The following is a 23,311-nucleotide window of genomic DNA, read 5'->3' on the forward strand; positions in this document are numbered from 1 at the left end:
CGGGAGCCTCGCACGGACGCGCCGCCTTGTTGGATCGCCGCTTCCAACCGGCCCGGTCGAAGCCGGATCGATTTCAGGGAATATGGGCCCGCCCCCGGCCCGCCGCAAGCATGCAGGGGCTCAGCCGATGCGGCCGCGACGGTCCCGATTCCCGCCCGGACGATCCGGGCCAAGGTTAACCAATCCAGACTGATTTGCCAAAAATTTCCCGCTCGCCCGTTCAGAAGGTGTTGACCAGGAACCTGACGCGGGCGTGACCGCGGCGGTTTGGCGCGGGATTTCCCCGTTTTTCTACGGCCTAATTTACCCGACATTCAAAGCTGTGGCGTGAAATCGGGCAAAACCACAGATCTCGGGGCTCGTCATGTTTCGCCTACCCGCCGACTCCCGCTTCCGCCGATTGCTTGCCGGCTTTGTGTCCGCCGAGCAAGGCAACATCGCCGTCATTTTCGCCATCACCCTGCTCCCGATCCTCTGCATGGTCGGCGCCGCCGTCGACTACTCTCGCGCATCGCGCGCACGCTCGTCGATGCAGGCCGCCCTCGACTCCACCGCGCTGATGCTGTCGAAGGATTTGACGGCGGGAACGATCACGACTTCCGACATTAGCACGAAGGCGCTGAGCTACTTCTCGGGTCTCTATACCGATACCGAGGCCAAAGGCGTCAACATCACCCCCACCTACACGGCCGCGACCACGAGTGCGGCAGCCACCCTGCTGCTGACTGGCACCGGCTATATCACCTCCGATTTCATGCAGATTGCCGGCTTTCCGACGCTCGGCTTCAATACCACCTCGACCTCCACCTGGGGCAACGCGAAAATGCGCGTTGCGCTTGTGCTCGACAACACGGGATCGATGGCACAGGACGGCAAGATCACGGCACTGAGAAACGCCGTGGCCGGATCCGGCGGCCTCATCGACCAGCTCAGCGCCCTCAGCAAGAACAGCGGCGACGTCTATATTTCGGTTATCCCGTTTGCCAAGGACGTGAATGTTGGATCCAGCAATTACACGCAGAGCTGGATCGATTGGACGAGCTGGGAAGCGGAGGCACCGGACCTCGTGTCGTCTAAGCCCTCGAATTGGGCGAACATCGGACCGGGCTCCAACTGCCCGTGGTCGATGTCAAATAACGGCTTCACTTGCGTGAATGGTCCGGGCAGCACATCGGCGGTCAGTACCATCCCGAATTCGGGCTCGAACAAAGGGCTGATCTGCCCCGGGACCAATGGCAGTGGCTCGTACAAGTACCACTATTTGATCAATGGCTGCTATAACAGCGTGGCATCGGGCTCGACGTATACGCACACGTGGCAGCCGAATTCCCACTCGACGTGGAGCGGATGCATTACGGATCGGACCCAGCCGTACGACGCGCAGTCCACGGCGCCGAACTCAAGCACTGTCGCCACCTTGTTCCCGGCAGAGCAATACTACGAGAACAGCACTTCCTTTTGCAGCAGCAGCGCTTCGACCCAGCTCGAGCCGATCATCCCGCTGAGCTATAATTGGAGCACACTCAAGACCGCGGTCAACGCAATGCAGCCAACCGGCGGCACCAACCAGGTGGTGGGTCTGGCCTGGGGATGGCTGTCGCTCTTGCAGAGCGCTCCGTTGAACGCGCCGGCGGAAAGCGGCACCAACGGCACCACCTACAACAGGGTCATCATCCTGCTATCCGACGGCCTGAACACCGAGAACCGCTGGCCGGCCTACGGCGACGGCAGCAGCCAGACCACCACCTACGGCAACAGCACCTTCCCCGGTTCGATCGACGCCAGGCAGCAAGTTCTGTGCGACAACCTGCACAACGCCAGGGACTCCGGCGGCGCACCGATGTACACGATCTACACGATCCAGGTGAACACGAGCTCGCCCGCCGATCCCACGTCGGCGATCCTGAAATACTGCGCGAGCAGTCCGGACAAGTTCTACATGCTCACCAGCTCGAGCCAGATCGTGACCACGTTCAACACGATCGGGACTGCTCTCAGCAAGCTGCGGCTGGCGAGATAGTCCTGCACAATTTGCAAAGAGAAATCCGGTTTGCAAAGAGAAAGCCGGGCTGAAACAGCCCGGCTTTCTTGATTCCAAAACCTGTCGCGCGAATTACTGGGCGGCCGGGGTGAACTTCGACACGACCGTTTCGACCGGCTTGAACGCCTGCTTGGCGAGGTCGCTGTAGAGGCCGGCGATCTTCTGCGATTCCGCGACGAAGGTCTCGTAGGCGGAACGGGCGAAATCGGTCTGGGCTTCCATCGCCTTGTCCAGCGACTTCACGCCGGAAAGCTTCTCGACGAAGGACTTGGTGTCTTCAAAAGACTTCTTGGTGTAGTCGCCATAAGCGCTGGCGATCGCCTGGAGGCCGTGCTGCACCGAGGTCGCGGAAGCAACGCACGTCTCGAAATGCTCTTTCCCGTAGTTCTGAAAGTCTTCAACCTTGAACATCTTGGAATCCTTTTCCCTGGCTCGCGTCCGGAAGCCCCGGCTCCCTGACTCTGCCCACAATTAGTGCAACGCACAAAAAAGTCAAGAATCTTGTGCGACGCACAAAAGTCGGTGCAAGTTACGGAAATTCCCGGGCTTTCCCGCAAGGGTTTCTTAAGCTTTTGGAAACCGCGGCGCCCTACCTTGATTCCCTGGACGTGTTCACTTCCGCAGACGGTCAAAAGCCGTTTGAGAACATCACCTTAGCCAGAACAGCGGCTCAGGCCCAACGTCTCCGGCGGCGATCACCAGCGGAGAGACAGCCTGAGCAGGTAATGATCCCGGGTCCGCAGGGCACAATTTCGCCTCACGAGCCGGTGATCAAGTCACAAACGGGGACGGGGTTCCATGCTTCGTAACAACTGGTCTTCCTCGCGCTTGGCGCGGGTTGGCGTTTTCGGGCTTCTTACGGTCACCACAGCCGTCATCTTCACGACCGACGCTGCCGATGCGCGGCGCCATCGGCGCCACTATGCGCACCACCGGGTGCAGCGTGAAGCGTCCGAGAGCTCCAGCCCGAAATTCGCGTCGATCATCGTCGACGGCAATTCAGGCACGGTGCTTCAGTCGAACAGCCCCGACGGACTGCGCCATCCCGCCTCGCTCACCAAGATCATGACGCTTTATCTGCTGTTCGAACGTCTCGAGTCCGGCAAGATGAAGCTCGATACCGAGATGCCGGTATCGCAGCACGCCGCCGACCAGGATCCGACCAAACTCAACCTGCGTGCCGGCCAGACCATCCGCGTCGAGGACGCGATCAAGGGTCTCGTCACCCGCTCCGCCAATGATGCTGCCGTTGTGATCGCCGAAGCGATCGGCGGCGACGAGGACGATTTCGCCGCGATGATGACGCGCAAGGCGCGCGCGCTCGGCATGTCCAAGACAGTCTACCGCAATGCCAACGGCCTTCCCAACGACGAGCAGGTGACCACTGCGCGCGACCAGGCCACGCTCGGCCGTGCCATCCAGGAGCGCTTCCCGCGCTACTATCGCTTTTTCTCGACCACCTCGTTCACCTGGCGCGGCGAACAGATCCGCAACCACAATCATTTGCTCGGCAGCGTCGAGGGCGTCGACGGCATCAAGACCGGCTACACCCGCGCCTCCGGCTTCAACCTCGTGACCTCGATGCGCCGCGGCAACCGCCACCTGATCGGCGTGGTGCTCGGCGGCCGCAGCGGCGGCTCGCGCGACGCCATCATGCGCAATCTGCTGGCGGAGAACCTCGAGAAAGGCGCGACCACCCACACGGTCGTGGCGGTGACCGAGCGCAATAGCGCCGACACCAGCACCGACGTTGCCGACGCTTCGGATACCCCGGCCCGTCCGGCTGCGCCGGTTCAGGTCGCGGCGGCCCCTGCTCCCGAGGCACCCGCACCGCGTCCCGCCTCGCGCCTGTCGGCCCTGGCAGCTGCGACCGCCGCAATGCCGCCGGTCCAGCCCAAGCCCGAAGCCAGGCCCATCGAGTCCAAGATCGAGCCCGCGCCGCTCACCAATGGCGTGATCTCGAGCCAGCCGCTCGCCCTCATTCCAGGCTCGTCCGAGCCGATGAAGCCGGTCCGGGTCAAGACGGTTCAGGTCAAGGCCGGCGCGGTCAAGGTCGCCTCCGCCGCCCCCGCCCAGGTAGCGCCCCAGGTCACCAACACGATTTCGTCCCGCTCCGACGTCGCCGAGACCTCCGGCGCCGTCGTCGCCAGGGCCGACATCATCAACAAGCCGGAGCCCGCCCGGGCCGAGGTCGCCCGGACCGAGATGCCGCAGCAGCCGGCGGGCTTCGGCACCGGCAACGGCATCCTCGGCGTGCTGCCGGCGACCAGTGCCGCTGCCCCGGCGCCCGCCCCGGTCGCCAAGCTCGCCTCCGCCGATCCGTCACCGCAGCCGATCCAGATGAGCGCCGCCACCAAACCGGTCGCTACCCATAGCGGCTGGATCGTCCAGGTCGGCGCGCTCGAGAGCGAGAGCGAGGCCCAGCAGCGCATTGAAGCCGCGCGCAGCTCGGCCCGCGGCCTGCTCAGCAAAGCCGATCCGTTCACCGAGCCTGTTGTCGCCAGGGACAATCGCAAGCTCTACCGCGCCCGCTTCGCCGGGCTCGAGCGCGACCAGGCCGAAGCGGTGTGCAAGGCGCTCAAGCGCGCCGACATCTCCTGCATGACCGTCCGCAACTGATCTTCCTGCCGCTCCAAGCAAAATGCCCGCGCCCTGCGCGGGCATTTTTGTTTTTGGGATACGGTGGCGCTCGAGGCTGTTCCGCGACAACCTCTCGTCAAGGATTTACGGTTAAAACTTTACTCAAGGGATCGACCACGCCGACAATGGCGGGCATCGGGCGACGGCAGACAGAGCAAGCGGAGCTTACGCGGTACGGGCGTTTGTGGCGTGGTGCCGGAGTTAGCCGTTATGCGTACGAAGCAGAGTATCCTTGGCCTCGTTTACACGGGCAGCGAGGTACGTCGAGCCCCCCTGGTCGGGATGCAGTTTCTTCATGAGGGATTTGTGCGCCCGGCTGATGTCGTCGCGCCCCGCTCCCGGCTGCAAGCCAAGGATCTGATAGGCTTCCTCCGCCGTCATTTTGCCGCTCGACGCCGTGCGGCGCTGCCCCCCTGCCGCGTTGCCCTGCGCGTTCTGACGCCAAGCGGGAAACCGGCGGTCCAGATAGCTTTCAAGTAAGGCCACGCTCTCGGCGTCGAACGCCGGGACCATCGCCAGCAGGCTTGCAAGATCGAACTCGTCGAGGCCGCGCCCGGCGTGAGGCCCGGCGACGATCTGGCCTGAGAGCTGGCCGGACTCGTGATCGAGCCGCATGTCCAGGAATTGCGAGCGTACGCGCGAGCTCTGGTTGGGCGAGCGCGCAGCGCCGCCGCCAAACATGCCCCCGATATTGCCGAAGCCGGCGTTTGCCAACGGCGTCCAGCCGAGCAGTCCGGCGCCAAATATCCCGAGCGGGATCGCAACCGCCAGTTCGCCCTTCAAGCCCGTGAAGGCCGCCACCGCGAGCGCGACCACGCCGCCCCCGACCTTGATGGCGCGCGCCAGCACGGCTGGATTGGCGGCGCGGAACATCTGGAGCAACAGATAAAGCGTGATGATAGCGACAAGGCCGGCAATCAGGGTCATGGCGGGAATATAGTCGCCCTCTTGTCAAAAAGCATGGTGTCCTTCCTTCCCGCCACGATCGGAAGATGACACGCCGGGCCGTTTTGCCGATAAGCAATCTGCCGCCATCTCTCCGGCACGCGCAGCCGTAACGACGATCGCGCCATCATCGTAGGAGCGATGGCAAGGGTTGGGGAGAGACGATGAGCAGCGGATTCAAGCCACCGATCGTGCCGGCCGGTTTCTTCGGCATCGTCCTTGGCCTTGCGGGTCTCGGCAATGCCTGGCGCGCCGCACACCAGGTCTGGCACTTGCCGGCGATCGTCGGCGAGATCATCTTCGCCTTCACCTCGATCGTCTGGGCGGTGCTGATCGCGCTGTTCGCGCTGCGCTGGATTTTCGCGCGCGCGGAGTCGCTCAGCGAAGCCCATCACCCGGTCCAGTGCTGCTTCATCGGCCTCGCCGGCGTCTCCACCATGCTGATCGCGATTGCCGCAGAGCCCTATTCGCACCTCGCCGCCATCGTCCTGTTCGGCCTCGGCGCCGCATTCACGCTCGGTTTCGCACTGTGGCGGACGGGACTGTTGTGGCGCGGCAATCGCGACCACACGGCGACGACGCCGGTCCTTTATTTGCCGACCGTTGCGGGCGGCTTCGTCACGGCTGGCGTTTCGGCGGCGCTCGGCTACCCCGATTGGGGACAGCTCGCGTTCGGCGTGGCGCTGTTCTCCTGGTTCGCGATCGAATCCGTGCTGTTGCACCGGCTCTATACCGTCGAGACCCTTCCCACCGCGCTGCGTCCGACGCTCGGCATTCAACTCGCACCGCCCGTGGTCGGTGCGGTCGCCTATCTCGCGATCAATGGCGGTGTCCCCGACATGTTCGCGCATATCATGGTCGGTTACGGGCTGATGATGGCGCTGCTGCTGCTTCGGCTGCTGCCCTGGATCATGGAGCAGCCATTCTCGGTGTCCTATTGGGGCTTCACCTTCGGTGCGACCGCACTTGCGATCGCGCCGATCCGCATGGTCGGGCACGGTGATACCGGCGCGATCGCAATGCTCGCGCCCTATCTGTTCGCGGCCGCCAATATCGTGGTTGGACTGATCGCGCTTGGCACGCTGCGCCTGATCGTGCAGGGTCGATTGCTGCCGCCTGTCGCCGCACCGCCCGCGGCGCAGGCCGCACGGGGCTGACCTGCTACTTCATCTGTCCGATCAGCTGCGCCGCGCCGCTCGCCGTCTTCGCCAGCTTCAACAATGCGTCGCGACCGCCGGCGGCATAGGCCGCAGCGGCCCGCAACAGCTCGCGCAGCTGCGCCGCCGCGCCCGGATCGAACCGGCACCAGGCGCCGCCGGTCAGGCGCGCGATCTCGCGAAACGCCTGTTCGGCGATCGCATCATGGCCTTCCTGAAACAGGAACACCGGCACCTTCAGCATGCCGAGCTCGCCGGCCTTGGCGCAAAGTGCGTCGACCTTCTCCTCCATGGCGTCGCCGACGAAGACCACGGCCCGCACACCCGATGCAACCGCCTCGCGCCGGGCGTCGGTCAGCACCCTGCCGATCTGGGTGTCGCCGCCACGGCAATCGATCTTGCTCATCAGCGTCGCAAGCTTGCTGCTGTCCGAAATCCACCCGCTGGCACGGCATTCGTTGAAGCCGCGATAGTAGACGAGCCTGATGTCGAGGCTGCCGAGCGATGCGGCCTCGCGAAACATATCCGCCTGAAGCGCACAGGCCATGTCCCAGGTCGGCTGCCGGCTCATTGTCGCATCCAGCGCGAAGATCAGGCGGCCCTTTGCGCCGGGTGCATGCGGCGACAGCGCACGCGCCTTGGCGACGAAGGCGGCGACGTCGTCCGCGGTCGAGGTCTTCGCCTGCGGCAACGCGCCGTCGCCTTCGGCTCGCGCCGAGACGGCATCGCTACCACGCGGTTTAATGGGGTCGCCGGACATCTGGGGTCGCACTCGGTCTCACACCACCAATGTGGATAGCGTGCCCTGCCCGGTCAATGCACAAAGCCTCCGCAGGCCGAAGGCCAACGGAGGCTTTGAAAGTAGTTCCAGCGATCGTCTGGCTGATCAGCTCTTGGCCGGCGACATCAGGGCCACGGGACCCGGCTCGAGCACCTTCGGCGGCGACGTCGAGGTATCGACCGGCGCGATGGCGCTGTCGGTGTCGCTCAGGAATTTATCGAGCATGCCCTGGATCGAGTTCTTGGCCGCATCCGGACCGGTGTCGCGCATGTCGTTGTGCTGGAATTCGGTCTTCACGACCTGAATGCCTGCCTTCTCGCACTCCTCATCGGTCGGGATCACGCCCGCGTCAGTCTTGAACTGCGGATCCTGCGAACGGAACGACAGGATCTTGAACTTGCCGGCGGTGACGAAGGGCACGCGGAGATTGTCCAGCGTCACGACCTTCTTGACCTCGTCCGGATACTGCTTGGCGAAGTACATCGTGATGTCGCCGCCCATCGAATGGCCGACCATCGTCACCCGCGAATAGTCGGCGTTGGGCTGGACCTTCTTCATCTCCTGCATCGCCAGATGGATATTGGCGACACCGCGCAAGATCTGCGGCAGGCGGCCGACATAGATTTCGCCGGGCTTGGTCACCATCGGCGGATCAGTCGGCAAATCATGCTGCGGGCTGACGACGAGATAGCCGCGCGCGGCGAAGATGTTGGCGAGGAAGCCGTACTCGGTGTTCTTGACGGTGTTGCCGTGATTGATCACTGCGACCGGCATGGTGATCAAGCCGGCATCGGCCTGCATTTCCTTGTCGCGGCGAATTGCGATGTCGACAGGCACGGGACGGTTGTCGCGGGACGCGTCGTAGAAGGTGATGGTCTCGTGCTTGATGGCCCACTTGCTCGCCGTGAAATAGGCGATGCCGCAGAGGGCTCCGACAGAAACCAGAACGGCAATTCCACGCTTCATTTTCGTCCTCAGCCTCAGGTCTTGCGACCTGATCCCTGTTGAAAATCGTGTTGTTCGAGGAGCTCTTCGGCCCCTTCGCGCCTATTCCCTAATATATGTCACAGCCGCGTGACAGGAAGGCCAAATATTGTGAACTGGCAGCCCTTTCATTGTGCGGCGCACACGTTTCTTGGGCATCCCGTTCTCACAAGGCTACGTCAGGGTGCAGGTCACCATCCGACGCAACCGGTCTAGATTGGGTTCAATTTCGCGGTAAACGTGGGATGAAAACGGCCGAACACGGCCGCAGTTCCCGCGGGAACCGGCGACTTTGATCGACTGGAAGTAGCGCTATACCGCTTGGGTCAGGCGCCGAGGATGTCGTGGACCTCGAGCGGCTTGTCGACCTGGCTGAACCACTCGGCGCGATTTGCCGCACGGCGACGGCCGCGCTCGTCGAGCGGCAGCTTGAGCTGGCGGAGCAGGCTCGTCACCTCTTCCCGCGCGGTGAGATGTCCGAGATTGGGCCGCATCCCGAGCGTGGCCTCGTCGATCTCGTCGAGCGCCGTCAGGCCGCGCGGGAAAAACTCGCGATAGACGACGCGCTCGGCGAAGCCGTCGACGTAGCGGAAGCCGAGCCGCAGTGACAGATCCTTCAGCCCCTCGGCGACGAGCTGCTTGTTGCGGGAGCCGAGCATCGACAGGCGGTTGCGCACCACGATCCAGTCGGTGGTCGAACCGTCGAGCTGGCGGCGCTTGCGCCTGACGTCGCGCACCATCTCGGCGTAATGGCTTTCCCCCGTGACCGCGTAATTGGCGGGGTCGACGGTGCCGAGCACGTCGAAATCGAGGAAGCTGTCGTTGATCGGCGTGACCAACGTGTCGGCCATCGAATGGGCGAGCCGCATCAGGTAGCTGTCGGTGCCGGGCGTATCGATGACGATGAAGTCGAAGCTGCTCTCGACCGCCGAGACTGCCTCCATGAATTGAAGGAACTCGGAGTTCTCGTTCTCGGCGACCTGCATCGTCTCGCCGAGCTTGATGCAGCGATGCATCGGCAACTCGAGGTCGAGCTTGGTACGGCGCGCCCAGGCGGAGCGGTTGTTGATGTAGCGGGTGAAGCTTTGCTGGCGGCAGTCGAGATCGATGGTGGCGACGCGCTGGCCGGCCTTCAGGAGCGCAACTGCGATGTGCAGGGCGGTGGTCGATTTGCCGGAGCCGCCCTTTTCATTGCCGAGCACGACGACATGCGCCGAGCCGGATTGGCTTTGGCTAGCCTGCACAAGCATAGCGATCCTCAACACCCCTGAACAATATCTTCGAGTTGGCCGCGTCTGCGGTCAAGTGAAATGCGTGACAGGATGACGAAATCAATGTGCACTGGTCGTCATCATGAATCGCATCGCGGTGTCGCCTCTGTAATCCGACCGCAATGGCGCGACATCCTCGCTGCGGAGGGTGCTGTGCCGCATGTCGATGCATGGCGTCCACGACCGCCGCTTGTTAAGGTTAGCCGCAAGCGCGGCAGACCGCGCCCACCCCCAACGATTCCCGAGTCTTGATGTCACGAAGCCCCTTGATCACCCGCACGGTGCCCACCCTGCGACGCGCCGTCGACAATCTCCGCAAGCGAAAGGCCACGGTCGCGCTGGTTCCGACCATGGGCGCCCTCCATGACGGGCATGTGTCGCTGGTGCGCCTGGCCAAGCGACGCGCGAGCCGCGTCATTGTGTCGATCTTCGTCAATCCAACCCAGTTCGCCCCGACCGAGGATTTCGGCGCTTATCCGCGAACCTGGAAGGCCGACATCGCCAAGCTCGCGGCCGAGGATGTCGACATCGTCTGGCACCCCGGCGTCGAGGCGATGTATCCGGAGGGCTTTGCGACGCGCGTCGTTCCGGAGGGACCGGCACTGGCCGGCCTCGAGGACCGCTTCCGCCCGCACTTCTTCGGCGGCGTCGCCACGGTCGTCGGCAAGCTGTTCACGCAGTGTCGGCCGGATGTCGCGATCTTCGGCGAGAAGGACTTTCAGCAATTGCGCGTGGTGACGCAGATGGCGCGCGATCTCGACCTTGGCGTGAAGGTGATCGGCTCCCGCACGGTGCGCGAACGCGACGGGCTCGCGATGTCCTCGCGCAATGTGTACCTCTCACCTGAGGAGCGGCAGACCGCCACCACCCTCTACCGCGCCATGAAGGACAGCGCTCGCCGGATCCAGGCCGGCGAGACGATCGCGAACGCGATGGCGCGCGGCGCCGAGATGATCGAGGCGACCGGCTTTGCGCTCGACTATTTCGAAGCGCGTCATGCCGAGACGCTGGCGCCTGTCACCTCGCGCAAGGACGGGCCGTTGCGGATTCTGGTGGCAGCCAAGCTCGGCACGACGCGGCTGATCGACAATATCGCGGTGCGATAGCCGAGGTTGATCTTGAACCTCGTCTCAACCCTATGGATGATCGTGGCGAGGGAACAAGCCAAGCGACAGGTCCATGTCATCGATCCGCGCCATCATCGTCGGCTGCCTATGGGCGCTGATTGCCGCCACCGCTGCGCAGGCGCAGGAGCGGCCGCCGATCGGCGTGTACGGCTCCCCGCAGGACGCGATGATCTTCTATGTCGCCCACGGCCCCACCGGTGCCTGCGGTCCGGGCTGCTCCGACTGGATTGCAGCCGAAGGCACCGTGCAATGGGACAGCTGGAAGCGGTTGATTGCGATCCTCGACCGTCAGCAGGGACGCAAGCTGCCGCTGCTCATCCATAGCTGGGGCCCTTCCAACCTCAACGTCGCGACCAGCATGGGCCGCATCCTGCGCGAGCACGGCCTGGATGCGACGGCGGGCGCGACCGAGGTCGAGGCCTGCGCCGGCCGGTCGGAGGCGGATTGTTTTGCCGTGAAGCGTCCGGGCGGCCCGCTCGACGCCACGGTGTCGGTGCCGGACCCGGCTTGCGATCTGGCCTGCGTCCTGGTGCTGGCCGGCGGCGTGCATCGCAGCCTGCCCGAGGGCGCCAAGGTGGTGCTGACCGGCCGCTCCATCCACAACCGCCGCGCGCCCAACGTCTCGGCCGAGCAGCGCGAGAGCCTGACGGTGATCTTTGGCGAGCGCTACCGGAAATACCTGCTCGAGATGGGCGTCGAGCCCGGGCTGGTCGACATCGTCGACAGTCTCGACGAAGGCAGCCGCCCGTTCATAGTGCCGCCCGCCGAAGTGGCGCGGTTGCACATCGTCACGCCGCCCTGAGCGGCATTCCTCAGAGCAATCCGAGATCGCGCAGCTCGCGCCGCATCGGCTCCGGCATCGCCGCGATGGTGCCTGCGGCGGACTTGCCGAGATCCGGCGGCACGGAATCGTCGGTGAGATAACGCCAGCCCTGGAACGGGCGCATCGGCCGCGGCGACACCGAGATCACTTTCGGCTGCATCACGATCCGGCAACGCCCGATACCGTCCTTGTCGCGGAACGGCTCGATGCCGATGATCTTTTCGCGCGCCGCGATCTCGCCCTTGATGACCCAATAGAGCGATCCGCCCGACAGAATCTCGGCGTCGCGCTTGGGCACCATGCGGGTGACGTGGATGTGGTGTTGCGGCAGGCCTTTTTTCTTGGCCGTCTGCATCCGCTCGGCGATCCACCCCTTCAATTCCTTGACGGAGTCGCAGCCGACGGCAAGCTTGATCAGATGAAGTGGCATGGCCCAGCATTAGCGGGCCGGCCGCAGGTTTTCAAAGCCGAACTAGTCGTTATCCGCAGCCGCGGGAGCCGAGCCCGGCGGCGGCGCGAGCGGAACCGGCGCCGGCGGCGCGGCAGCGGGTGCGCGCGCAGCCTTCGGCGCCGGCGGCTTCTTCGCAGCCGGTGCCGCAGGTGCTGCGGCCTGTGCCGAGGTCGCAGCCGGGGCACGTGGCGCCGGCGCCGCAGCCGCATTGGCGGCCGGTGACTGGCGCGCGGCCGGCTCAGGATTCATGATGCTCACCGGCGGCGTCGAAGAGGCGCTCGGGAACTCCGCATTGGTCGGTTTGCCCGTCGGCATCGACGGCGGCAGCCCGGCGATCGCACCCAGGGGTGCAGTCCCCGCCGGCGCCGCGGCGGGCGCGTTCCAGGTCGGCGCATAGCGCGCGACCAGCATGTCGTAGAGATGGGAGTCCATGTTGGCGGCGACCTGCTGCTGATCGGTCAGCGAGCGGAAGGTGGCACAGTCGAACTGGGTGCAGCCGTCGCGCACGACCAGCACCTGGGCAACGAGGCCGTAACGATCGCGCTCCAGCGACTTGCGCAGCACCTTCGTGTCCACCGTCATGCTCTTGTCGGCGGTCGCGGCGTCGCCGAGCGCAGTCAGCCGATCGATCCGGGCTGCCGTGTAAGCGACGGCGGCAGCCGCCGCGTCAGGCGCACCGAACAGCGCCTTCTCGCAGCCAGCGGCGACGGCATCGCCGGCGAGGTCGTCGAGGCAGGACAGCGCCGGCAGGCTTGTATTCGCCACGGCCAGCGCACGCGCTTCACTCGGCGCGGCCTGCCCTGCGGGTCCGTAGACGCGCATGGTGGCGGCCACCGCAATGCTGATCGAGAGTAGCGTGATTACGGTGAGCGCACCGTTGGCGACCGATCTTTCGGCCCGCAGCAACGTGATCAGCAGGATCAATCCGAAGAAGCCGGCAGCCGCCAGCGTCATCCACATCGGAAAGGCCGGCGAGCGCCAGATTTGGTCGAGCGACGAGGCCGATGCCCAGTCCATGCGCGATGTCCCCTCACGCGAGCCGAGTGCGAATGGTCAAGCGAGCACCGCGAGTCGGCAACTGCCCCCGCCCACCTTGTCGAGGCGAAGCGGGCCTTTTAACGGCGGGCGAGCGAATTCGCCCGCAATATCAATGCGTGGTGCCGTCAGCGCATTACGAGAGTGCGAGCTGGCTTTCCTTCGCGACTCGTTCGAAGGCCTCGGTCGAGCTCTTGATCCGGTACTGGCAGTCGTCACCTTCCGTCGGCAGCAGGCGAATGACCTCGTACGAACCACTCGCAGCCGGGCGCGCGACGTTGCTGGCAGTGAACAGTACGCGCGTTCCAATCGGGAATTTGTGCTTCAACACCCTCTCCATCACTCAAACAACGCCTGCCTCGCCCGTGGTCCCACTGCAAGGCCGGCTGGAAACCCAGCCGCTGTATAGCACGCATGCGGCGTTTTTGACCAGCCTCATGCGAGCATGGCAAATGTGCCAATTTTGAAGTCTTTTCAGGACGATAACGGGAACAGAGCCGGCCTGGACGACCGCTGGAACGAGGCCTCAGGCGCCATGAGGCAGATGGCCCTGCGGGCTTGCCTGATCCACCGCCTTGGGCAGCTCCTGGGCCAGGATCTCGCCCAGCTGGTCGACCGGAATGTTGTAGCGCGCGGCAAGCTGGCGGACGGTGTCGTTGCCGAGCACGGCACGGAGCTGGTCGGCGGAGATCGGCAGGTTCTGGCCGTTACCGAGCCAGGATTTGACCTGGTCGCCGAAGCCCGCTTGCTGGAGCTTTGCGACGATCGCGCCCAAGCCGCCCTGGTTGTTGCTGCCGAACACCTCGTTCATCACGGCCGGCAGGACGGCGGCGCCGAGCTGGCCAAGCGCGCTGCGCAGCGCGGGATTGTTCTCCAGCGAGTCCAGAATTCCCATGGCCGTCCCCTCTTTCGTTGTTCCCTGTGATTGAGCGCCGCGAGCGGCCGTGCCGTCAAGCTGCGCCCATTCACATTTTCAAGTGAGCACGATCTCGCCGGAGAACCGGTGTCCGCTTCTCCGGATCACGCCCGCAATTACACAGTCTCGAACTTTTCGATGACAAGCGTTTCGGCGAGGCCATCGCGTGTCCACTCCTGGAACGCCGGCATCGCGAGCATCGTGTCCATGTAGGCCTTGGTCTCCGGCGTGACCTCGATGGCGTAGGTCCGGAAGCGATGCACGACCGGCGCATACATCGCATCGGCCGCGCCGAAGCGGCCGAACAGGAACGGGCCGCCGGCACCGTAGCGGGTCCGGCACGTGCGCCAGATCTCCTGCACGCGCGCGACGTTGGCCTTGGCATCCGCCGACAGCGTCACGGGACGCACGGGACGGTGCAGGTTCATGCCGCATTCGCTGCGCAGGGCCATGAAGCCGGAATGCATCTCGGCGCACACCGAACGGGCAAACGCGCGGGCCGCGACGTCATCGGGCCACAGCTTCACTTCCGGATAGCACTCGGCGACATACTCGATGATGCTCAGCGAATCCCACACCGTGATGTCGCCGTCGACCAGCACCGGCACCTTGCCGGCGCGGCTGAAGGACAGGATCTGCTCCTTGTCCGCGGGATTGTCGGTGTAGAGCGGGATCACGGTCTCCACGAACGGGATGTCGTTGGCGCGCAGCGCAAGCCAGGGCCGCATCGACCATGACGAGTAGTTCTTGTTGCCGATCGCGAGCTTGAGCGCTGCCATGTCACGGGTCCTTCGTTAAGTCCTCTGGATACGGCTGCTTTTAACGCCATCGCCTGCCGCCAATCAATCGTTGCCGCGACCCATCATGCATGGCAATCGTTGCGACCTCGCGAGGAGAGAGACATGAGCAGGCATTGGGTCGACATCACCGCCGTCGGCTTCTTCATCATCGAATGGCTGGCCTATGCCGCAACCCTCGAGCACTCCGCCTATGGCCGCGACAGCCTGTCGGCGCGGATGAATCGCTACCGCGAGGTCTGGGTCCGCCGGCTGCTCGATCGCGAGGCACGCATGGTCGACATGCAGATCATGGCCTCGCTCCAGAACGGCACCGCCTTCTTCGCCTCCACCAGCCTGTTCGCGCTTGGCGGCGCGCTGGCGCTGCTGCACGCCACCAACGACGCCATCACCATTCTGGGCAAGCTGCCGATCGACCTCAGCACCTCGCCCGCAATGTGGGAGCTGAAATGCGTCGGGCTGGTGTTGATCTGCGTCTATGCGTTTTTCAAATTCGCCTGGGCCTATCGCCTGTTCAACTATGTCGCGATCCTCTACGGCGGCATGCCGCCGGCTGCGCTGCGCGACACGCCGGAGGCCGAAGCCCACGTCATCCGCACCACGCGCGTGTTCGAGTCCGCCGGCCGCCATTTCAACCGCGGCCAGCGCGCCTTCTTCTTCGCGCTCGGCTATCTCGGCTGGTTCGTGAGCCCCTGGGTGCTGTTCGTGACCACGGCCGCCGTGGTGATCGTGACCTGGCGACGCCAATTTGCGTCCAGCGCATGGGCGGCGATGGCGCCGGATGTGGTGGATGACGACAAGGTGACGAAGCGCGGTCATTGAGGACCTCATGTGAAGGTGCGAGCGACGCGGCGCGGTGCCGTAGGTTGGGCAAAGCCGCAACGCGCACGCGCCGCTTGACATGGCGTGCACGTTTCCTCGACAACTCACGCCGTGATCAGTTTTCCAAGAATTGCCGACCTGCCGACCACGCCCTTCTCCGGGGTCGATGTGGTTCGGGGCGTCGAATGCGCGGCGTCCGATGGCGACGGCGCGGGACGCGTTTTGGTCGAGGTCGACGGCAAGCCCGACGTCATCGCGTTCTATGGCGCGGCGCCGGAAGGCGCGCCGGCCGATCCCGTCATCTTCCTGCGTGGCGATGCCGTCGAGAAACGCGATGACGACGTCGTGGTGGCCAACGAGTGGTACGTCGCGGCGACGGCTTACGACGTGCAGGCGCTGGCTGAACAGTTCAGCGCCAGCTTCCATCGCCCCTATGTCCACCTGGCGCGCCCGGGTATCCTCGGTTCGACGGGGCACCATCTCGACCGGCGCCGGCCGCGCGAAGTTGCACTGGTCGATGCGGCGCTGACCCGGCTCAAGGCGCATTTCGGCTGGCGCCGCCTCAATCTCGTCGGCCAGTCCGGCGGCGGCCATCTCGTGGCTGCGCTGATCGCGCGCCGCGACGATATCGGTTGCGCGGTGATCACCTCGGGGAATACGGCGGTGGCCCAGCGCAATCGCGAGAACGGCTGGGCCGCCGACATCACCGGACACAGCGACTTCCTCGACCCGATCGACCATGTCGCCGAGGTCGCGCGCCATCCGCCGGAGAAGATCATCGTGCTGACGGACCCACAGGACCGGCGCGTGTCGGCGTCCGTCCAGACCGCCTATGTCGAGGCACTGCGCCGCGCCGGCGCCGCCGTGGACCACCGCCTCCTGCCGGCCTCCGGCAAGCTTCGCCACGATCTGCAACTGCCGGGAATTTTGGCAGCCTTCACCTGGCTCGCGAACCAAAGCACCTAGCCCGGACATACCGGTCGCTATTGACGCGGGAAAATTTCCCACATATCCCTGCCGTCGCGAATTCAGCGGCAGCCGGACGTAGATGCATCCTGACCTTCGGCCGGCACCGGCACACACCGCAATCGAGCCGAAACGATCGGGAAACGCCGCCTACGCCGGGCTGCTGGCATCGATCATCGCCATGGTTGCAGCCGGCCTCCTGGTGCGGCTGAATTCATTCCCCGGCTTGCACGGTGACGAAGCCTGGGTCGGACTGCGCGCGCTGGAGCAGCAGGCCCGCGGAATGTTCACACTTCGCGGCATGAACGGCTATACCGGATCACTGTTCCCCGAAATTACGAGCCTGGTCTTTTCGATCATCCCGGCGAGCGTCGGCAGCCTGCGACTGGCGGGCGCGATCTTGAATGGCCTCGCCCTGGGCTTGACCGCGCTCGCCCTCTGGAAGCGCGGCGCGGCCGCGCTCTATTTCGCGCTGGCGATGGGATCCTCGCTGCTGTTCCTGTTCTACAGCCGGGTCGCCTGGGAGGTGAACGCGCTGCAGAACTTCCTGCTGGCGCTCGTGCTGCTCGCACTCCCGCATCTGCTGGAGCGAGGTCGAAGCCTTCATAGCTGGCTTTTCCTTCTCCTGCTCGCCTTCTCATTGGGGTGCTGGAGTCACGCCATCTTCATTGCCGCAGCGCTGTCCTTTGCTGCCGCGACGCTCCTCGTCGCGCTCACATGGCCTGGCGAAAGCAGCGCAAGGCTGCTGCTGATCAGCCAGCTGAACCTTCTGGTCCAGATCGTCCTGTGCGGACGGCATTTTGTCGGCGACGGCGCATTCGCGACCCGGGCCTTGCCGGCGATGCTGGCCGGCCTCGGCCTGATCGCGCTCGCAACCCGTGCCTATGTCCATGTCGAGGGCCATCTGCTTCCGCACACGATCAGAGCCTTGACCGATCGGCGTGTCGCAAGGCTTGCAAATGTCGTCCTCGTCGGCTTCGTGGTGCTCTCGCTCGCAGCGTCGCCGATCGGCGATGTCAGCTTTTTCGGCACGGTCTCAGGCGTGATCCTGCTCGAGCGTGTCGTCTCCTACCTGCCCGGCCCGATCGAAATGATCGCGCTGCACATGCGCATGGCGCTGCTGCTCGCATTGTTTGCGGCGGCTGCACTGCGATCCCTCCGCGCCAAACCGGGCACGCCGGAGCAGCTCCTGCTGCCGCTGTTCTGTCTGTGGACGATCGCCTATTTCCCGGCGCTGCGGCTTTCGATCGCGAGCGTTGCCGATCGCTACTACATCATCCCGCAGTTCCTCTTTTTCGTTTCGATCGCGCTCGCCATCGACGGCCTTCGCGCGAGCTGGAAATTGCCTGCCTTAACGCTGCTGCTCGCCGGTTTCATCCACGCGCAAGTGACGATGGCGCGCGAAGCCTTTCGCGACGAGGACCGGCCGCCGTTCGAGCTGTTCGACTATGCCGGCTATACCGACACCTCTCGCCATTTCATGAAGCTCCATGCGCTCACGAATGAGCTGAAGTCACGCGCCACCTGCCGGGTGGAGTCATCCAGCTTCTTCATCGCGCAGCCGATGCGCTTCCTGATGGCGGTGGGTCAGCCCTGCACGGGCAATGCCGGGGTGCGGGTGGAATATTGTGCTGCGTGTCTCGCACCGGTTCGTGGATTCGAGCTGCAATTGCAGGAGTAGCCGGTCATCGACGCGCAACGCGGCACGGACGCCGCTACCCGCCAAAATCCTGCGGCGCGAACGACAGGTCCATCACCTTCCATTCGTCGTACTTGTCGACGGGCAACATCTTGTAGGGCTGGCAAGCCTGCAGCGCGCTCATCGCTGATTGCACGATGGCCACGCCCTTGGTCGACGGCGGCGCCTCGATCAGGATCGGCGGCCGCGCCAGCGTGCCGTCGGTGGCGAGCACCGCACGCAGCCTGATGTGAACGGCATCGGTCGGTGCAACCCCGGCCGGAAGTTTCGAACAGCTCCTCAAATGCCGGCGAAGCTCGGCAATGACCTCGGGCGGCAACTTGGCCCCGATCGAGTCCTTGGCATCGCCGCCGTCATCCTTGGGCGCGTCTTTCGGCACGGGCGGCAATGCCGGCGGCAGGCCAAGCATCACGCCGTATTTGACGGTGACATCAGGCTCCGGCGTCCGATAAGCGGGGGGCGCGGCCTGCGGCTGCGGCATCGCCGGAGGTGGCGGCTGCGCCGCCTGAGGCTGAGGCGGCGGCTGTTGCGGTGGCGCTTGCGATGGCTGGGGCTGCGGCTGCTTCTGCTGCGGTTCCTGCGCGGCCTGCTGCGCCGCCTTCTCTGCTGCCTTCTCCCTGGCCGCAGGCTTGGGCGCTGCATCCGCCTTGTCCTTGTCGGTGAAGTCCAGCTTCGGCAGCTTCAGGTCAGGGAGCTGCTCCGGCGGCTTCTCCTTCGCCTCCTGTTGGGCCTTTCCCTCCGCCTTGGCCTCCTCCTGCTTCACCTGCTCCGGCGTGACGATATCGACCGCGACGGTCTCGGGCGGTGCGGAATGAAACGGATGGACCTCGCTGATCACGATGATCAGCGCCACCAGCGTCAGATGCGCGATGGCTGACGCCGCAATGTCCGTCCGTATGATCTTCCGCCGTTCCATCGCCCGATCTTGGGTTGCCGACCTGCTCCTAGCATACCGGAACAGCCCCTCAATCCCATTTCGGCGCGAAGCCAAAATCGGTCAGGCGGCCCCTGGGGCTGGCAAGCGCGGCGACCTCCGCCATCTCGTCGTCCGAGAGTTTGAAATCGAAGATCTCGATGTTCTCCGACAGCCGCTCGACACGCGACGTTCTGGGAATCGCGGACACATTCTGCTGCACCAGCCAACGTAGGCAGATCTGTGCCGGTGTCTTGTGATGGGCGCGACCGATTCCCGCGAGTGTCGGGTCGGCCTTGATGCGTCCCTTGGCGATCGGGCTGTAGGCAACGAGAGCCATCCCATGCCGGTCGCAGGCCGCCCTCACCTTCGCCTGATCGAGGTAGGGGTGAAATTCGACCTGGTTGCAGACGAGCGGCTCGGGTGACAGCGCGACCGCCTGCTCGATCAGCGCCACCGTGAAATTGGAGACGCCGATGTGGCGTGTCAGGCCCATCCGCTTGGCGTGCGCCAGCGCGCCCAGCGTCTCCTCCAGCGGCACATGCGAATTGGGCCAGTGCAGCAGCACCAGGTCGACGGCGGGAAGCCGCAACCGCACCAGGCTCTCCTTGACCGATCGCTCGAGATCGTGGGGTGCGAAATGGTTGGTCCAGACTTTTGTCGTGACGAAGATGTCGTCGCGACGGACACCGGAAGCGCGCAATCCGTCGCCGACCTCGCGTTCATTGTCGTAGACCTGGGCGGTGTCGATGTGGCGGTAGCCGAGCCGCAACGCCTGCTCGACCACGCGCGCGCAAGTCCGGCCGCTCAGCTCCCAGGTCCCCAGCCCGACCGCCGGAATTTTCGCGCCATTGGCCTCGACGAACAGCATGAGGAATCCTCTCTGTTGCGGCAGCCCCAAATGTCATCACCGGCGTCATTATGGACCCGGTCCGCCAGAGTGCAACGAAGGATGCTAACGTGAGGTTCGTGTCAGGCGTTCAGGCTTTGGCGAGCGCCTGGAACACCGTGTCGGGCGCATGCGCGATCACGGCCAGCAATGCGCGAGCGGGTCCGCGCGGGGCGCGCTTGCCCTGCTCCCAGTTGCGGATGGTCTCGACGGGCACGCCGAGCTTGGCGGCGAACTCCATCTGGGTGAGACAGGCGCGCCGGCGCAAATCGCGCACCGCGAGCGAACCGGCCTCCGCCGCCGGAGTCTCGGCTGCAGACGCGACCGGCTGGACGGGAAACTCTTGCCCGTCCCGCAACTCAACGACCCGTCCGTCCGCCTTCAGCCGCAACCGCATGCTCATTCCCCCAAGCGGGAGGGATCATGCGGCAGCACGCTTAAGGTGGGATTAAAGATGGTCTCGTGCCCCGGACGCTGCGCAGCACGAAGTGATGCGCTGCAGAGCCGGGGCCCATCGGACCGCGGAGTTTGTCGCCTCATGGGTCCCGGTTCTGCGCAGCAACGCAAAGAGCGTTGCAGCGCGCCCGGGACACGAGAGCGTGGTTCGCGCCCCCTACTTCAACCCGAACCACAGCGTGGCGATGCCGAGGAAGGAGAAGAAGCCGACGACATCCGTCACCGTCGTCACAAACGTGCCCGACGCCACCGCCGGATCGGCCCTGACGCGTTCGAGCGCCATCGGGATCAGGATGCCGCCGAGCGCGCCGGCGACGAGGTTCACGATGATCGCGAGCCCGATGACGACACCGAGGCCGGGGATCTTGAACCAGGCCACCGCGGCGACACCGGTGATCACGGCGAAGGCCACGCCGTTGATGAGACCGACCAGCGTCTCGCGGATGACCACGCGCCAGGCGTTGGAGGAGCCGAGCTCGCGGGTCGCGAGCGCCCTCACCGCGACCGTCATGGTCTGGGTCGCGGCATTGCCGCCCTGGCTCGCGACGATCGGCGCCAGCACGGCGAGCGCCACCATCTGTTCGAGCTGGCCCTCGAACAGGCCGAGCACGGAGGACGCCAGGAAGGCCGTGGCCAGATTGATCAACAGCCAGTTGAAGCGGCCGCGCGCGATGGTGAGAAACGTGTCCGACAGCTCTTCGTCGCTGGTGACACCGCCGAGCGCCTTGAGGTCCTCGTCCGCCTCTTCCTCGATGACGTCGACGACGTCGTCGACGGTGATGACGCCGACGAGGCGGTCCTGGGTATCGAGCACGGGTGCCGCGACGAGGTTGTACTTGCCGAACATGCGCGCCACCTCCTCCTGATCCTCCAGGACGGAGACGCGGCGACGATCCTCGTCGGTCAGCTCGGTGAGAGGCACCGGGCGGCGCGCCCGCAGCAGCACATCCAAGGGAACCGCGCCCTGCCAGTGCCGGTCCTTGTCGACGACATAGATCTCGTAGAAGCGGTCCGGCAGATCGGGCGTGTCGCGCATATAGTCGATCGCCTGCCCGACCGTGAAATCCTGCGGCACCGCGATGAACTCGGTCTGCATGCGCCGTCCGGCAGAGTTTTCCGGATATAGCAGGCTGCGTTCGAGGGCGACGCGCTCCTGCAGCGGCAGCTTCTCGAGGATCTCCTCCTGCTCCTCCTCGTCGAGGGTTTCGAGCAGTTCGACCGCATCGTCGGATTCCAGCTCGCGGACGCCCTCGGCGACCGTCTCGGGCGGCAGCTCGTCGAGGATCTCCTCGCGGACGGTCTCGTCGACCTCGTTCAGTGCGGAAAAGTCGAAATCGGCTCCCGTCAGCTCGACCAGGCGGACGCGGTCGTCGGGCGCGAGCGCCGCGATGAGATCGCCGAGATCGGCCTCGTGCAGGTCGGCGACGCAGGCCCGCAGCGCAGCGCTGTCGCCGGCCTCGATCGCATGGGCGATTTCCTCGACGAATTCGTGCCGAATTTCGCCCTCTTCATTGCGCATCGGGACGTGGTCGAGTACCAATGTCTCGGCGGGCGCAGCACCATCGATATGTTCATCCATGGAACGCCTCGCCGTTGAACAGGTTGGTCATTTTGGGCTGACGGTCAGCCAATACCCTCAACGTAATCGGGAGCGCAATGGCAAAGATGCAGCGGCCGAAATGGACCTCGATCACGATGGGCGTAGCTCTTGCCGCCCTCACCGCGATCGGCTCAATCAAGGCCGCGGACTGCCCGCGGAGCGATGCGCTCGGCACTTCGCGGATCCTGAGCGTCGATGCCAAGACCACGCCGCGTGTCGGCCTGAAGAGTTTTCCGCAGACGCTGCCGCTCGCTGATCATGAGGTGGTGCTGACCTTCGACGACGGCCCGCGTCCGCAGACCACCTCGAAGGTGTTGGCCGCGCTGGCGCAGGAATGCGTGCGCGCGACCTTCTTCCTGGTCGGCCGGAGCGCCGCCGAACATCCCGACATGGTCAAACGCATAGCCCGCGAGGGTCACACCATCGGCCACCACACCTGGTCGCATCCATACATGGGCCGGATCCCGGCCGATGCGGCCAAATACGAAATCGACCACGGCATCGCCACCGACGAGATGGCGCTGCACGGGGTCGCAACGACGACGCCGTCGACGCCGTTCTTCCGCTTCCCCTATTTCGAGTCCACGCCGGCCCAGCTCGATCTGCTACAGTCGCGCGGCATCGTCGTGTTCGGTGCCGATCTCTGGGCCAGCGACTGGAACGACATGACGCCGGAGCAGGAATTGAAGCTGATCAGCGACCGCATCACCGCTGCCGGCAAGGGCATCATCCTGTTCCACGATGCCCAGGCGCGTACCGCGGCGATGATGCCGGCCTTCCTGCGGTTTTTGCGGGAAAACGGCTTTCACATCGTCCATATCGTCCCGGCGGATACACCACAGAAGAACGCCGACGCGCATTGATGCCGGAATGTCACGCCGGTGCAAAATGGGGTGATTTGAGCCCTATTAACACTCTGTTCATGCTACCCTATGCAAAGATTGGAGGGTGTTGCGCCTGAACCGTTTCCGGGCGTCTCCGACCTACGGATATGGGCG

22 protein-coding genes and 1 pseudogene are annotated in these 23,311 nt (G+C 64.8%); 9 read left to right on the forward strand and 14 right to left on the reverse strand.

Annotation, left to right across the window (positions count from 1 at the left end; translation table 11 throughout):
- Positions 1-364 precede the first annotated feature (364 nt).
- Positions 365-2,020 (forward strand): pilus assembly protein, encoded by a 1,656-nt coding sequence (locus NLM32_RS28080; protein WP_254132046.1) that lies wholly within the window; start codon positions 365-367, stop codon positions 2,018-2,020.
- A 93-nt stretch (positions 2,021-2,113) separates the two neighbouring features.
- Here the strand turns inward: NLM32_RS28080 and NLM32_RS28085 are convergent, their stop codons facing one another.
- Positions 2,114-2,452 (reverse strand): phasin family protein, encoded by a 339-nt coding sequence (locus tag NLM32_RS28085; protein WP_148754857.1) that lies wholly within the window; start codon positions 2,450-2,452, stop codon positions 2,114-2,116.
- 387 nt (positions 2,453-2,839) lie between these two features.
- Between NLM32_RS28085 and NLM32_RS28090 the strand changes: the two genes are divergently transcribed.
- On the forward strand, positions 2,840-4,660 hold the full coding sequence (locus tag NLM32_RS28090) for a serine hydrolase (protein ID WP_254132047.1): 1,821 nt from the start codon (positions 2,840-2,842) through the stop codon (positions 4,658-4,660).
- A gap of 222 nt (positions 4,661-4,882) precedes the next feature.
- Here the strand turns inward: NLM32_RS28090 and NLM32_RS28095 are convergent, their stop codons facing one another.
- Positions 4,883-5,608 (reverse strand): DnaJ domain-containing protein, encoded by a 726-nt coding sequence (locus NLM32_RS28095; protein ID WP_254132048.1) that lies wholly within the window; start codon positions 5,606-5,608, stop codon positions 4,883-4,885.
- A gap of 182 nt (positions 5,609-5,790) precedes the next feature.
- On the opposite strand from NLM32_RS28095, the gene tehA reads away from it, so the two are divergent.
- Positions 5,791-6,783 (forward strand): dicarboxylate transporter/tellurite-resistance protein TehA, encoded by a 993-nt coding sequence (gene tehA, locus NLM32_RS28100; protein WP_254132049.1) that lies wholly within the window; start codon positions 5,791-5,793, stop codon positions 6,781-6,783.
- 4 nt (positions 6,784-6,787) lie between these two features.
- On the opposite strand, the gene NLM32_RS28105 is transcribed toward tehA, so the two are convergent.
- The 3 genes from NLM32_RS28105 to NLM32_RS28115 all read right to left on the reverse strand — a co-directional run bounded on the left by NLM32_RS28105 (position 6,788) and on the right by NLM32_RS28115 (position 9,798).
- Positions 6,788-7,543 (reverse strand): VWA domain-containing protein, encoded by a 756-nt coding sequence (locus NLM32_RS28105; protein WP_254132050.1) that lies wholly within the window; start codon positions 7,541-7,543, stop codon positions 6,788-6,790.
- A gap of 126 nt (positions 7,544-7,669) precedes the next feature.
- The gene (locus NLM32_RS28110; RefSeq protein ID WP_254132051.1) at positions 7,670-8,530 is read right to left on the reverse strand and encodes an alpha/beta fold hydrolase; all 861 of its coding nucleotides are present in this window, start codon (positions 8,528-8,530) and stop codon (positions 7,670-7,672) included.
- A gap of 344 nt (positions 8,531-8,874) precedes the next feature.
- On the reverse strand, positions 8,875-9,798 hold the full coding sequence (locus NLM32_RS28115; RefSeq protein WP_148754852.1) for a division plane positioning ATPase MipZ: 924 nt from the start codon (positions 9,796-9,798) through the stop codon (positions 8,875-8,877).
- A 272-nt stretch (positions 9,799-10,070) separates the two neighbouring features.
- Here NLM32_RS28115 and panC point away from each other — a divergent pair, with 272 nt between their 5' ends.
- Together panC and NLM32_RS28125 are read left to right on the forward strand one after the other, a co-directional pair.
- Positions 10,071-10,925: a pantoate--beta-alanine ligase gene (gene panC, locus NLM32_RS28120; protein WP_254132052.1), complete on the forward strand. Its 855-nt coding sequence runs from the start codon at positions 10,071-10,073 to the stop codon at positions 10,923-10,925.
- Between the two features lie 73 nt (positions 10,926-10,998).
- Positions 10,999-11,748, forward strand: coding sequence for a hypothetical protein (locus tag NLM32_RS28125; RefSeq protein WP_254132053.1), 750 nt, complete (start codon positions 10,999-11,001; stop codon positions 11,746-11,748).
- 10 nt (positions 11,749-11,758) lie between these two features.
- On the opposite strand, the gene NLM32_RS28130 is transcribed toward NLM32_RS28125, so the two are convergent.
- The 5 genes and pseudogenes from NLM32_RS28130 to NLM32_RS28150 all read right to left on the reverse strand — a co-directional run bounded on the left by NLM32_RS28130 (position 11,759) and on the right by NLM32_RS28150 (position 14,950).
- Positions 11,759-12,199, reverse strand: a complete 441-nt coding sequence (locus NLM32_RS28130) for a DUF1489 family protein (RefSeq protein ID WP_254132054.1) — start codon at positions 12,197-12,199, stop codon at positions 11,759-11,761.
- Between the two features lie 42 nt (positions 12,200-12,241).
- Positions 12,242-13,237 carry a hypothetical protein gene (locus NLM32_RS28135; protein WP_254132055.1) on the reverse strand — a complete coding sequence of 332 codons (996 nt, stop codon included), beginning with the start codon at positions 13,235-13,237 and terminating at the stop codon, positions 12,242-12,244.
- Positions 13,238-13,391: 154 nt separating this feature from the next.
- Entirely contained in the window at positions 13,392-13,595 is a 204-nt protein-coding gene (locus NLM32_RS28140; protein ID WP_148773938.1) for a hypothetical protein, read from the reverse strand.
- Between the two features lie 186 nt (positions 13,596-13,781).
- Positions 13,782-14,168, reverse strand: a pseudogene (locus tag NLM32_RS28145) (YidB family protein); the annotation flags it as partial.
- Positions 14,169-14,287: 119 nt separating this feature from the next.
- The gene (locus NLM32_RS28150) at positions 14,288-14,950 is read right to left on the reverse strand and encodes a glutathione S-transferase family protein (protein ID WP_254132057.1); all 663 of its coding nucleotides are present in this window, start codon (positions 14,948-14,950) and stop codon (positions 14,288-14,290) included.
- 123 nt (positions 14,951-15,073) lie between these two features.
- Here NLM32_RS28150 and NLM32_RS28155 point away from each other — a divergent pair, with 123 nt between their 5' ends.
- The 3 genes from NLM32_RS28155 (at position 15,074) to NLM32_RS28165 (ending at position 18,437) form a co-directional block, all read left to right on the forward strand.
- Positions 15,074-15,790 (forward strand): DUF599 domain-containing protein, encoded by a 717-nt coding sequence (locus tag NLM32_RS28155; protein WP_254132058.1) that lies wholly within the window; start codon positions 15,074-15,076, stop codon positions 15,788-15,790.
- Between the two features lie 111 nt (positions 15,791-15,901).
- Positions 15,902-16,756, forward strand: a complete 855-nt coding sequence (locus NLM32_RS28160; RefSeq protein ID WP_254132059.1) for a S9 family peptidase — start codon at positions 15,902-15,904, stop codon at positions 16,754-16,756.
- Positions 16,757-16,838: 82 nt separating this feature from the next.
- On the forward strand, positions 16,839-18,437 hold the full coding sequence (locus NLM32_RS28165; RefSeq protein ID WP_254132060.1) for a hypothetical protein: 1,599 nt from the start codon (positions 16,839-16,841) through the stop codon (positions 18,435-18,437).
- A gap of 34 nt (positions 18,438-18,471) precedes the next feature.
- On the opposite strand, the gene NLM32_RS28170 is transcribed toward NLM32_RS28165, so the two are convergent.
- From NLM32_RS28170 to mgtE, 4 genes are all read right to left on the reverse strand, one after another.
- Positions 18,472-19,371, reverse strand: coding sequence for a hypothetical protein (locus NLM32_RS28170; protein ID WP_254132061.1), 900 nt, complete (start codon positions 19,369-19,371; stop codon positions 18,472-18,474).
- A gap of 49 nt (positions 19,372-19,420) precedes the next feature.
- Complete coding sequence (locus tag NLM32_RS28175) at positions 19,421-20,239, reverse strand: aldo/keto reductase (RefSeq protein WP_254132062.1); 819 nt, start codon at positions 20,237-20,239, stop codon at positions 19,421-19,423.
- A gap of 109 nt (positions 20,240-20,348) precedes the next feature.
- Positions 20,349-20,660: a DNA-binding transcriptional regulator gene (locus NLM32_RS28180; RefSeq protein ID WP_254132063.1), complete on the reverse strand. Its 312-nt coding sequence runs from the start codon at positions 20,658-20,660 to the stop codon at positions 20,349-20,351.
- A 210-nt stretch (positions 20,661-20,870) separates the two neighbouring features.
- Positions 20,871-22,292: a magnesium transporter gene (gene mgtE, locus NLM32_RS28185; protein ID WP_254132064.1), complete on the reverse strand. Its 1,422-nt coding sequence runs from the start codon at positions 22,290-22,292 to the stop codon at positions 20,871-20,873.
- 77 nt (positions 22,293-22,369) lie between these two features.
- Here mgtE and NLM32_RS28190 point away from each other — a divergent pair, with 77 nt between their 5' ends.
- Positions 22,370-23,176: a polysaccharide deacetylase family protein gene (locus NLM32_RS28190; RefSeq protein ID WP_254132065.1), complete on the forward strand. Its 807-nt coding sequence runs from the start codon at positions 22,370-22,372 to the stop codon at positions 23,174-23,176.
- Positions 23,177-23,311: the final 135 nt, after the last annotated feature.

It is taken from the genome of Bradyrhizobium sp. CCGUVB14 (assembly GCF_024199935.1).
Lineage (GTDB): Bacteria > Pseudomonadota > Alphaproteobacteria > Rhizobiales > Xanthobacteraceae > Bradyrhizobium.